The organism is candidate division WOR-3 bacterium, assembly GCA_039801245.1.
Classification (GTDB): Bacteria; Hydrothermota; Tepidihabitantia; order Tepidihabitantales; family Tepidihabitantaceae; genus JAOABP01.
This window is the reverse complement of sequence record JBDRUF010000056.1, coordinates 1-11603: the sequence shown is the minus strand read 5'-3', so window position 1 is coordinate 11603 and position 11603 is coordinate 1. Positions and strand designations below refer to the sequence as shown.

Here is an 11603-nt window from a genome sequence, read left to right as displayed (position 1 = left end):
ATTATCCTGAGACCGACACCACGCGTGGCAACATAGGCGTAATCAGCAACCGAAAGGCAAAATGCCCAGGTGTGATAATATCCAGCCTCAACCGGATTCCTCGGGTCAGATACATCTATGACCCTCAAGTCTGTTAAATCAGCAACATACAGGTAATCACCAGCAATCGCAACATCCAGGGCATTACCAGGTGTGTCATAATAACCGACTTCAACCGGGCTTGTCGGGTTGGAGACTGAGATAATGCGCACACCGGCATTGTCATCCGCAACATAGGCATAATCACCTTTCAGCACAATATTACGGGCATAGCCGGGTGTGTTATAACAACCAACCTCAACCGGGTTTGTCGGGTCGGAGACGGAGACGACTCTCAGACCGGCTTCCCAGTCCGCAACATAGGCATAATCACCACCGACAGCCAACCCTAAAGCAAGACCTGGTGTGTCGTAATAGCCAACCTCATATGGATTTGTCGGGTCAGCAACAGAGATAATCCGCAAACCAGCATTCTCAGCAGCAACATAGGCATAATCACCACTGACAACAACATTAAAAGGGTGATGAACATAACAACAGCCCAGTTCAATCGGATTTTGCGGGTCCTCAACAGAGACAATCCGCACTGTATCAATCTCATCCGCAACATAACAATATTGTTGAGAAACCGCCACAGCATAAGCCAAACCCGGAGTGTCATAGTAACCAACCTCAACCGGGCTATTGGGCTCAGCAACAGAGACAATCCGCAAACCGCACTTCCCACCAGCGATATAGGCATAATCACCGGACACGGCAACATCATATGCCCAGTCAGTGGTTACATAAAAGGCAACCTCATAGGGATTTGTCGGGTCGGAAATTGAAATCACTCGTAAACCGGAATAGCCATCCGCAACATAGGCATAATCACCGTAAATCCCAACATTACGAGCACTGCCAGCTGTGTTACAATGACCAACCTCAACCGGGTTTGTCGGGTCGGATACCAAGATTACCCGCAGCCCATCATCACGATTGGCAACATAGGCATAGTCGCCAGAGACTGCAACACCATTTGCTATGTTTGGTGTCAAACAATAGCCAACCTCAACCGGGTTTGTCGGGTCGGAAATATAGACAATTCTCAGACCGGCCTCCCAGTCCGCAACATATGCATAATCACCTCTCACCGCAACATCAAGAACCCCATCCGGGGTTTGAAGACAACCAACCTCTACAGGATCGAAGGGGTCTGAGACCGATATCACCCTCAAGGCAGAATACACATCACCAACATACGCGTAGTCACCCACCACCGCAACAGCGCAGGCCTCAGCAGGGGTGTCACAATAGCCAACCTCAACCGGATTTTGGGGCTCGGCAACTGAAATCACCCTTAGACCAGCGGTCTCAGCAGCAACATAGGCGTAATTATCAGACACCGCAACATCCAGAGCCGCACCAGGAATAGTTAGCGAACCGAGTTTTACCGGCGAGACAGGGTTGTTAACATCCCAGATTTCCAGACCCGCTTTATCAGCGGCAACATAAAGACGGTTTGCCTGATAAAATAGACCCTGAACCTCGCCTTTGGCTTTAATCGCTTCAGAAATCTTTACCAGCGAATCCGGCCTGGTTATATCAAAGACAATGACCCCGTAACCTGAGCCAAGAAAAACAAGGTTTCTTTCCGTGTCAAGTGCTATCGCATAAGCAGGACCAAATGGCCAAGAGCCGATCTGCCGGCAGTTGAGCGAATCCTGACCAAAGACAACGCCAAGACCCATCACCAGAAGGAGAAGTGAATTACGCATAATACCTCCCTTTTTTACTATCACTATTATAACCACTTTCTCTACCTTTGTCAAGTATCAGGATGGATTTTGTTGTATCTCGCTGTTTTTCAAAATCTTAGAAAAAATCACAATGAAATTTGGGGCAGGTCCCCTCCACCACCCCCATTGTGGCACCTGTTAGAGGGTTGTCAGGATTGGCGAATTTTCAGCGCAATTCCCTTAAAGCCTGCCTTGCCTTGTCAAAATCCGGGTCAAGGCTAAGAACCTTTTGCCAGAGATAATGGGCGGAATCGGTCTTGCCCTCGTAGTAATAGACCAGACCGAGATGGAAAAGCGCCATCGTAAATGTCGGGCTTACTTTCAGCGCCTGTTCATAACAGCGCCGCGCCTGTGCCAGATCCCTTTTAGAGAGGTTGATATTGCCCAAGTTGTTCCAGGCTTCAACACCATACGGGTCAAGTTCAACCGCCCTTTGAAACATCACTTCAGCCCGATTCAGTTCATTGGCACTGGCAAAGACATTGCCGGCAATGCCATAACTATCAGCCTCGTCCGGATGGAGCCTGACCGCGGCTTCGGCAATCTGTTTTGCCTCATCAATACGGTTCTGTTCGAGTAGCATTGTCGCCTTTAAGGAAAGGATGTTCGTTGCCGAATCAAGGAGAAGCGCCCGGTCAATCTCCTTTTGCGCCAAGGTGAATTTTCCCTGACTGTAATAGCCCATTGCCGCGGTAAAGTGATTCTGCGCCGGGTCGGTCTGCCTGCCGGTTCCAAAAAGGTCCAGGTTAAAAATAACAAAGGAGGAGATGGTAATCAAAAGGGCAATTTTCCTTTCCTTTTTCTCCTGTTGAGCAAACAATCGCACCGCCTGAACCGCAAAGAGAAAATAGAAGGGCAAAACCGGCAAGCGGTATCGGGCGGTGATGAAAAAGAAAACAAAGGAAAGCATATAAGAGAAAAGGAAGAGATAAACCGGCATAAGTCTTCGCCACTTCTTGCGAGTAAGGTAAATTCCGGCAAGCGCAAGCGGAAAGAGAACCCCAAAAGGAAACTTAAAGAAAGGGGTATTGAACCAGAGGAAATTGAGCAATGTATAGCGCTTGAAAAAATACTTGTCGCGGTTGTTTGAAACCTCATAACCAGAAAACCAGAGATAAAACTTGCGCAGGGTGAGATAAAGCGCCTTGAGCGGGCTTCTCCTCCAGAACTCTAACCCCTTTTTCAGCCAGAACCGGTCAATCTCATAACCCCTGAGCTGTCTGCCCGCTTCGCTCTCGGCAATTCTCTTGACATCATTATAGCCACCCCACCAGGTTCCCCTGGTGCCAGGAACAATTGCGGTCGTGCCGTCAGAATACTCATTGTTGCCGATATAAAAGTTTGTCCCTGCCTGCCAGGCAATAAGGACAAAACTTTTGCTTTTGACATAGTTGCGCGCGGTTACCGGTAAAATCGGGACAAAAGCAGCACCGAGAAATATTGCGCTGCGTCTGAGCCACCCCTTGCGGTTCTGAAAAAAGAACCATATTGGCAAGACAAATACAAACAAAAGCACATTCGGACGGGCAATTGCGCCCAGACCAAAGAAAAGACCGGCAAGGGGCAGATAAAACCATTTCTCATCTCGGTGGCAAAAGAAGAGAAAACCGCCGAGCAAAAGGAAGACCAAAAGAACCGGGATAAGAAGTTCGCCATCAAAGTAGATGAACAAGGGGTAAAATGCCATCAAAAGCCCGGCAATAAAACCACTGCGCCCGTCAAAGATTTTTCTGCCGATAAGGCACAAAAGCACACAACTAACACTGCCCAAGACCGCCTGAATTAACCGGGCAATAAAGAGATTGACACCAAAAACCTTATAGATTAAGCCGAGGAAAAATGGATAAAGCGGTGCGCGGAAATAGGCATCCTGAATAAATCAGCATTGCGGGCAATTGCCAGAGCCCACTGATGATGGTAAAGGCTATCCATCTGCGGTGAAAAGAAGAGCGGGTCATTCTGCCGTGCCTGCAAAAGATAAAGGATGCGCACCAAAAGCGCAAGAGAAAATATTACCACCAATTGCCACCAGTGCTGATTCCTTCTCTTCCTTTTTGCTTTTGGTGCCATCTCTTTTCAGTATCACATTACCCTCTATTAAGTCAAGCCCTGAATTATCCATTTCCCTTGATTCCTGTCTTGGGCATTTTATAATTTAAAAAATGAGTATTGCTGAGAACCTGCGCCTTGTAAAAGAGCGCATCAAAACCGCCTGCGAAAAGGTCAACCGCAACCCTGATGAAATCAAACTGGTGGCGGTGTCAAAAAACAAGCCGGTCGAAATGATTGTTGCGGCGATTCAAGCAGGCATAACCTGTTTCGGTGAAAACCGGGTCCAGGAGGCGCAGGCAAAAATTCCCCAGATAAATGCTTCAGTTGAATGGCATCTTGTTGGCAATCTCCAGACGAATAAGGTGAAAAAGGCACTGGAACTCTTTCACATCATTGAGAGCGTGGACTCCCTGCATCTTGCCCTTGAGATTCAGCGCCGCTGCGAACAGCAAAACAAGAACATTCCGATTCTGATTGAGGTCAACACATCTGGCGAACCGACAAAGCATGGTGTCCAGCCTGAGGGTCTTTTTGACTTGATAGAAGAGGTGCTAAAACTTCCCCGCCTCCAACTTCAGGGACTGATGACCATTGGTCCAGGTCTGGCGGTGGAAGAGCCAGAGGCTTCAAGAGCCTGTTTTCAACTCCTTGCCCGGTTACGGTCAGAGGCGCAAGACCGTTTTGGCATCGCCCTCCCCCATCTCTCAATGGGAATGAGTTCAGATTTTATCATTGGCATTGAAGAGGGTGCGACCATCATCCGCATCGGCACCGCTCTTTTTGGACCGAGATAGCCCCTTGGATAGCGCAAGGTTTCTCCAGTTGGTGGAAGAGGAGGTTAAAAACCTGCCCGAGTTCTTTTCCAAGAGGCTAAAAAACCTCAGTGTGATGGTTCTGCCTCTGGCGCCACCAGAACTAACAGAAAACCTTAAGAGAGACCCCTGGTCAATCCTTGGTGTTTATCAGGGCGTTCCTTATAACCGCCGCGGACCATTTTATGGCAATGTCCTGCCCGATACCATTATCATCTTTCAAAAGCCGATTGAAGCTCGGTGCCAGAATGAAGAGGAGATAAGAGAATTGGTGCGCCGGGTAACGATTCACGAGATTGGTCATTACTTCGGGCTTTCTGACGAAGAGCTTTACCGCCTGGAAAGGGAAAAATAAAAGGGGATCTAAAAGACCCCCTGATGTATCTTCTTATTAGCCTTTAGCGGTTGATAACCAGTTTCTGAGTTGCCGAGCCTGCTGGGCTTTCCAGCCGTACAAGATAGATTCCGGTGGCAAGCGATTTCAGGTCAAGCGGCATCCTGCCTGAGCGGGCATTGTCAGTCGCATACAGTTCGCGCACAAGTCTGCCGGTGGCATCATAGAGAGCGAGGTTGACACGCGTTACTGCCGGCACCTGCCAGTGAACCACAACCTGGTCTTTTGCCGGGTTGGAGAACCTCAGACTGGCATTGCGCAGATTCGGGTTATAACCCTCTTCCACACCAACCCCGCCCTGCGCCGAAGCCGAGATGAAGAACTCACCATTGGTCCAAGGCATCCAGGAACCAGGGCTGCCATAAAAACTGCGCCCATCTGAGGTGTCATCAGCGCAGGTTGATGGATGACCAGAAAAGTGAACCGGCGCAACCGCCACATAGAACTCACCAGATGTAAATATCAGCATTGAATCCAGGTCGTAAGCCACAATCCTGCCTGGAGTACCGGGGTTTGCCTCAATCTCTGGCGATTCATACAAAAGTGTTGTTCCGTCCTCGGCATAGATTTTGAACCGGAATGAGGAATCTGGCCAAGGATAATTCGGATGCAGGTAGAACTGACTCCTGACCCTGGTTACACCAACAGGATACTGCAGACCGAAGTTTGCCGGATTGAACTTGGTTGCACGCTCTGGTCCTGCCCAGGTGAGCCAGCGGAGGTTGTTATAGTTGGCATACTCAATCCAGCGGGCAATACCTAAGTCATAGATGATGGTGTCATCTGCAGGGTATTCCTCCCCTGCCGCCTCGGTCCAGACAAAGATGCGATAAGCACCAGTGACATTGGGGACGCGCCACGCCGGTGAGAAATTCATTTGCTGGGTCTGACCACGGTTCAGATTAGCACTGGTGAGCATCGTGTCATCATAGGTATAACCCTGCGGTCCGGTGATGTGAAGGTACACCGGTGTGCCTTGAGGTAATGGGTTCGTGCCGAGGTTCTTAATGGTTGCGCGGATGTTCAGGTTGATGTTTGGCAGGGTATCAAATGGCATTGCGGATGCAAAGTAAAGTGTTGCCGCATCAGTTGCCGGCGGGTCCCATTCCACAACAGAACGAATCAGCCATTCACCCCTTCTGGTGTCCTCGGCAAAACTGCCGCCGCTATAGGACCACATCCGATGAGAAGGTGCATTGTTCGCCGCATCAATGGAGAGCCCTGGACAGATTGGATAGGAGTCAACCTGCACATAGAAGATGTAGTAATTAGTACCGACAATCGGTTCACCGATAGGAATATAGTTCCACTGCCCACGCGTAATGTTCAATGTGTCGGAATGCCAAAGTTCTGTTCCTGGTGAACCACCTGGTCCATCATCAGCAAAAACCTTCACCATTGCCCGGGTACCACCAGGCACAGGCCAAGAGGAGTAAAAGTGAATCAAGGCACCGGTCAAGGTAAAACTACTCGCCGGGCTGATGAACTTCACTCCCCAACCGCTGCCTGCCTGATTCCACGCCCAGGCACTTGCCGGCATATTGTCATCGTACTTGAATGTGTCCACCACCGAGAAGAACGGTTCGGGTGCCGGTGGAAATATTCCCGGTTCCGGATTGGGAATTTTGTATTGAAATGTTGCGCTCGGGCTCAGCCAGACTTCTGTGCCCGCAAGCGCCAGTCCGACTGCAATAGTCAGACAAACCAACGCTACTTTACGCATCACTGCTCCTTTCTTTAATTGCCTCCAATCATCACATTTCGCCGGTTACAATTTAACCGACAATTAATATTATATAAATCAGCTTTTAAAGTCAAGAGGTTTTTTCAATACGCTCTTTTGGGTAATGTTGACACCTGTTTTAAAATGATTAATATTAAAGCTTGTGAATGGACCGTTTGGTTGCCCCTGGCTTACATTCACCGCTGTGCTGGTGGCACTTGGTGCTATCATCGCTGCACTGGTGTGGGCGTTTTTTGTCCACTTTGAGGATTAATAATGAATCCAGCCCTGATTTACGCGCTTGTCCTTTTTCTTTACCTTGCCACCCTGTTTATTATCGGTGTTATTACCAGTGCCCGGATGAAGCGCTCGGCAGAAGGTTTTTATTTAGGCTCGCGCACGCTCGGACCGTGGGTAACATCATTTTCATTTGTTGCCGCCTATTTCTCTTCGGTTGTCATCATCGGCGGTGGTGGCTTCGGCTATAAATATGGGATGGCAACACTTTGGATTGGCGCCACCAATGTCCTTATTGGCACCCTACTTGCCTGGATTGTGTTAGGCAAAAGGACACGTGCGCTTACCGCCCGGCTCAATTCCATAACCCTGCCTGACCTGTTTGCCAAGAGATACAACTCACCAGAATCAAGATTTTATTCTGCGCTCATCATCGGCATCTTTCTTGTCATTTACAGCGTCTCGGTTCTTCAAGGAATGGGTCATTCTTTTGCGGTGCTGATGGATTTACCCTACATTTATGGTCTCTTGATTTCCGGGGTTATCATTATCGTCTATGTGGCGTTAGGCGGTTATCTTGCTGTTGTCTGGACCGGTTTCTTCCAGGCGTGGATAATGATATTGGGGCTGTTGATTCTTACCTTCGCCTCAATAAGTCGCGCCGGAGGTTTGAACCAGCTCTTTGTCCGGCTCGGGACGATTGACAATGGCAAGTTTCTCCAGACGCCAGGTGTCTGGGGCTGGGCAGGGCTTTTGTCCTATTGCGCGATTGTTTCCTTCGGAGTTTGGGGAATGCCGCAACTGGTCAGCCGGTTTTACTCCATAAAAAGTGTCAAGGTATTAAAACTGGGCACGGTCCTGGCGACAGCAGGTGCAGCAATGGCGCTTTTGCCTTATTTCAACGGTGCGACAAGCCGGCTGTTTTTCCCTAACCTTGCCAATCCTGACCAAGCGATTCCCAACTTAGTGAAGTCCTCGCTTACACCCTTTGCCGGTGCCATCTTCCTTACCGGTGTGGTTGCTGCGGGAATGTCAACCTTTGCTGCCATTTTAATCACCGCTGCCAGTGCGATTGTCAAAGACCTGACCCGGGACAGTTTTGGCGTCAAGTTGAATCCAGAAAAAGAGGTGCTAATCTCACGCCTGGTTGCCGCAGGAGTAGGCATTGTTGCGTTCATCGTGGCGATAAAGCCACCGGCGATGATTTTGGTTATAACCGGTTTTGCCTGGGGGGTTATTGCCTCAACCACACTCTGGCCCTATCTCTTCGGACTTTACTGGCAAAGGGCAAGCCGTCCTGCAGCATTCTCATCAATGCTTGCCGGTTCCCTGACCGCGCTCACCTGGATGGCTTTAAAAAATCCGTTCGGGATTCACGGGTTTATACCGGGAATAGTCATCAGCCTTCTATTCTTTGTGTTGGTTACGATGGCTTTTCCGCACAAAAGCATTAGAAAAGGAGTAAAAAAATGAACAGGATTGGATGGACAATTTTTGCCTTCGGTCTATTTACGCTCGCTTTTGCTCAACCCCTGACCGAAGGAAAGTTTACACTTCTTCCTCGAACCGAATGGAGTTTCGCCGAGTCAACCCATCACTTTGATGTTCGTTTTTACCGGATCGACCTTGATTTACCTATGAACTCCGGGGCAATGAACGCCCACTGCCGAGTTGAACTCATTGCCCGTCATGACCATTTTGATACCTTCAGCCTGCACTTTGTTAATCTTGTCTGCGACTCGGTTAGTCGGGAAGGCAATGTCTGCGACTTTACTGCGGGAAGTGGCAGACTCCTGATCGACCTTGACCAGGAATTCAACAATGGCGAGTCGCTTGCAGTTGACATCTATTACCATCGTAATTCCGGTACCCAGAACCGTGGTTTTTATTTTTATCCCCGTGGCACCTCGGGTATCCCTCACGCCGTCTGCTATTCCACCACCGAACCTGCCGATGCCCGCTACTGGTTTCCCTGTTTTGATGAGCCGTGGGACAAGGCGGAACGCGGCTGTCAGGTCAATATCACCACACCGGACTCAATGTCCGGCTGCTCCAATGGCGTTCTTGACAGTATCACGATTGCTGGAGGCAAAAAAACCTCTTGGTGGACCCATCGCTATCCCATCAGCACCTATCTTGTCACCTTTGCCGCCTCCAAATGGGCAAGCTTCAAGGAGTGGTTTTATCCAGCACCTGGTGAATCACTCTATGTGCAGAACTTCATATGGCCTGAGGACTCCACCCGGGCAGTAAATGCCTTCCGTAATATTCTTGATATGCTTGCCTTTTTCTCCGACTCGCTCCGCTATGGACCCTATCCATTTGCTAATGAAAAATACGGTCATGTGGTTGTCTATCCATTTCAATGGGGTGGAATGGAAAATCAGACCCTAACAATGGTTCACCGCTACTGGATTCAGGTGGGCAACGACAATGGCATTGCCCATGAACTCTCCCATCACTGGTGGGGTGATATGGTTACCTGCCTTGACTGGCGCAACATCTGGCTCAATGAGGGTTTTGCCACCTATTCGGATGAACTTTACACCTGGCACCAGCGTGGTCTTAATGCCTTTTACGACCAGATACGCTCCCGCGCCCGCGACTACTTTGAAGAGGAGTCAACCGATACCCATCCGATTTACGCGCCGCCACCAGGTCATGAGTTTGACTGGGGGCACTCCTATTGCAAAGCCGGCTGGATTCAGCATATGCTCAGATATGTGATGGGCGATACTACTTGGGATCAACCGGGTATTTTCTTTGCCACCCTGCGCGCCTATGGTGAGAGCCTGAAATACGGTAATGCCAGCACCGATGATTATCAGCGCATCTGCGAAGGTATGACCGGTCTTGACCTAAATTGGTTCTTTGACGAATGGGTTTATAGTCTTGGTTATCCGATTTATACACTCGGCTGGCAGGCAAATCAAATTCAGGATTCTTGGGAACTCATTGTTGACCTTTCACAAAATAATATGTCTGGCGCACCCGAGATTTTCCACATGCCGGTGGAAATCAAGGTCAATTTTACCAGTGGCGATACCATTATCCGCTACCAAGTTGCAGAAAATCCACAGCGCAACCGGTTCATTTTTGCCGATCAGCCCCTAAGTGTTGAGTTTGACCCGAACGAATGGATTCTTGATGTCAACACCGTCACCGTTGGCATTGCCTCTGACAGCGAAGGCAAGCCGATTTCAGCTCATCCAGAACTGAAACTCGGCGCCAATCCGGTGTGGAGAAGCCTTTTGATAAATTATACCTTGCCCAAGCCAGCAACAATATCCCTAGAGATTTTTGATGTAAGCGGTAAGAGAATAAAGTGCCTTAAGGCTGGTAAGCAAACTCAAGGCAACCATTCCTTAACTTGGGAGTCTAATAAATTGCCGGCAGGGATCTATTTTCTGACCTTGAAAACAGAAAAAGAAAAGTTAGTAAGAAAATTTATTATTTGTAACTAAAGGGGTAAAAAGGGTTATTCCGATTCAGGTACTAAAATCAGTTCAATCCCCTGTTCCCGGAGTTTTATCTTCAGTGGCTCAGTAAGAAACATCACCCGAAACCGCTGCCAGTGTTTGAACTCATCGGGAAAGTTTAAAAGGACCCTCCGGAACCTACTAAAGGCTCTATCACTTTTTATCGCCGCTTTCAGCCTTGCCTTTAGGTCGGGTCTTTTGACCGTTTCAACAAAACGATTCATCATCTCGCGCCCATGCCTTGAAGTCTGAGGCATAATCCTCACAAAACGGGCAGGCTCTGCCTTTATTTGCGTAAGAATCGCTTCACGGTTATAACTAAACACCGGTATCACATCACCGGTCTCAAGGTCGAGATAATGAGAAATATCCCGCATCTGGTTAGTGAGTGCAAACAGGATGTCCCGTTCAAGAACTATTAACTTTCGCACGGATAATTGTATGCCTATTTAGCCGTGGGTCAACTTGGCTAACGCCAGTAAAAGGGCTCATCAGTAATAAAGTAGAACTGTTTGTTGTACACCCCCAACCAACCGGAACCGAACTTACACACTGGACCAACGAGTTTACTTGCCCATTCTTTTAACCTGAGCACCCTCCATTCGCCATCCTGCAGTGCTGCAAAACTTTGACCAGAACCACCGCCTGTACCCGGTACAAAATACCCATAGGCAACCAAGGTATCGCCGACATTGAAAAGTTGCAATCTCCCTGCAGCGAGCACCTCCTCCTTGGAAAACCATTCCTGATAAGGAAAAGGGGTAGCGGTTAAGACAAATGAATCACTTCGGGCAGGGTAAAGCGCATAGTACCGGCTCGGTCGCAAGGAAGGATATTCGCCCAGAACCAGCACCGGTGCGCCGGGATAATCCTCAAGCCTTGCTGAACCTAAAAACGAAAATTTCATCCCTTGTTCCCAATCGGGCAGCTCAATCGCTTTACCTCTCTGTCTCAACTCGGTGTCAATTATCTGCCAGACTCGGATAACCTCTTTTCTGTTAGTGGAATCGGCTATCTGTTCCAGTGTAACCAGTTCCATAAATCCGTCCAGTTCCATATCCGCGCATAACGCATCAATAACAACACCAT

The 11603-nt window shown here is 48.9% G+C and carries 10 protein-coding genes; 4 read left to right on the top strand and 6 right to left on the bottom strand.

Annotated features, from left to right (window positions below):
• The 3 genes from ABIK47_07415 to ABIK47_07405 form a co-directional block, all read right to left on the bottom strand.
• A partial coding sequence (locus tag ABIK47_07415) for a hypothetical protein (GenBank protein ID MEO0020441.1) occupies positions 1-1796 on the bottom strand: 1796 nt, incomplete at its 3' end.
• 187 nt (positions 1797-1983) lie between these two features.
• Positions 1984-3612: a tetratricopeptide repeat protein gene (locus tag ABIK47_07410; protein ID MEO0020440.1), complete on the bottom strand. Its 1629-nt coding sequence runs from the start codon at positions 3610-3612 to the stop codon at positions 1984-1986.
• 29 nt (positions 3613-3641) lie between these two features.
• Positions 3642-3887, bottom strand: coding sequence for a hypothetical protein (locus tag ABIK47_07405; protein MEO0020439.1), 246 nt, complete (start codon positions 3885-3887; stop codon positions 3642-3644).
• Positions 3888-3979: 92 nt separating this feature from the next.
• On the opposite strand from ABIK47_07405, the gene ABIK47_07400 reads away from it, so the two are divergent.
• Together ABIK47_07400 and ABIK47_07395 are read left to right on the top strand one after the other, a co-directional pair.
• Positions 3980-4663: a YggS family pyridoxal phosphate-dependent enzyme gene (locus ABIK47_07400; protein MEO0020438.1), complete on the top strand. Its 684-nt coding sequence runs from the start codon at positions 3980-3982 to the stop codon at positions 4661-4663.
• Positions 4602-5036: a metallopeptidase family protein gene (locus tag ABIK47_07395; GenBank protein ID MEO0020437.1), complete on the top strand. Its 435-nt coding sequence runs from the start codon at positions 4602-4604 to the stop codon at positions 5034-5036. The genes ABIK47_07400 and ABIK47_07395 overlap by 62 nt, the downstream gene beginning before the upstream one ends.
• A gap of 43 nt (positions 5037-5079) precedes the next feature.
• Here the strand turns inward: ABIK47_07395 and ABIK47_07390 are convergent, their stop codons facing one another.
• Positions 5080-6798: a T9SS type A sorting domain-containing protein gene (locus tag ABIK47_07390; protein ID MEO0020436.1), complete on the bottom strand. Its 1719-nt coding sequence runs from the start codon at positions 6796-6798 to the stop codon at positions 5080-5082.
• Between the two features lie 276 nt (positions 6799-7074).
• Here ABIK47_07390 and ABIK47_07385 point away from each other — a divergent pair, with 276 nt between their 5' ends.
• Positions 7075-8508 (top strand): sodium/solute symporter, encoded by a 1434-nt coding sequence (locus ABIK47_07385; protein ID MEO0020435.1) that lies wholly within the window; start codon positions 7075-7077, stop codon positions 8506-8508.
• Positions 8505-10499 (top strand): M1 family aminopeptidase, encoded by a 1995-nt coding sequence (locus ABIK47_07380; protein MEO0020434.1) that lies wholly within the window; start codon positions 8505-8507, stop codon positions 10497-10499. Before ABIK47_07385 ends, ABIK47_07380 begins: the two co-directional genes overlap by 4 nt.
• Before the next feature lie 14 nt (positions 10500-10513).
• Here the strand turns inward: ABIK47_07380 and ABIK47_07375 are convergent, their stop codons facing one another.
• Complete coding sequence (locus ABIK47_07375) at positions 10514-10945, bottom strand: UPF0158 family protein (protein ID MEO0020433.1); 432 nt, start codon at positions 10943-10945, stop codon at positions 10514-10516.
• A 38-nt stretch (positions 10946-10983) separates the two neighbouring features.
• A partial coding sequence (locus tag ABIK47_07370; protein MEO0020432.1) for a hypothetical protein occupies positions 10984-11603 on the bottom strand: 620 nt, incomplete at its 5' end.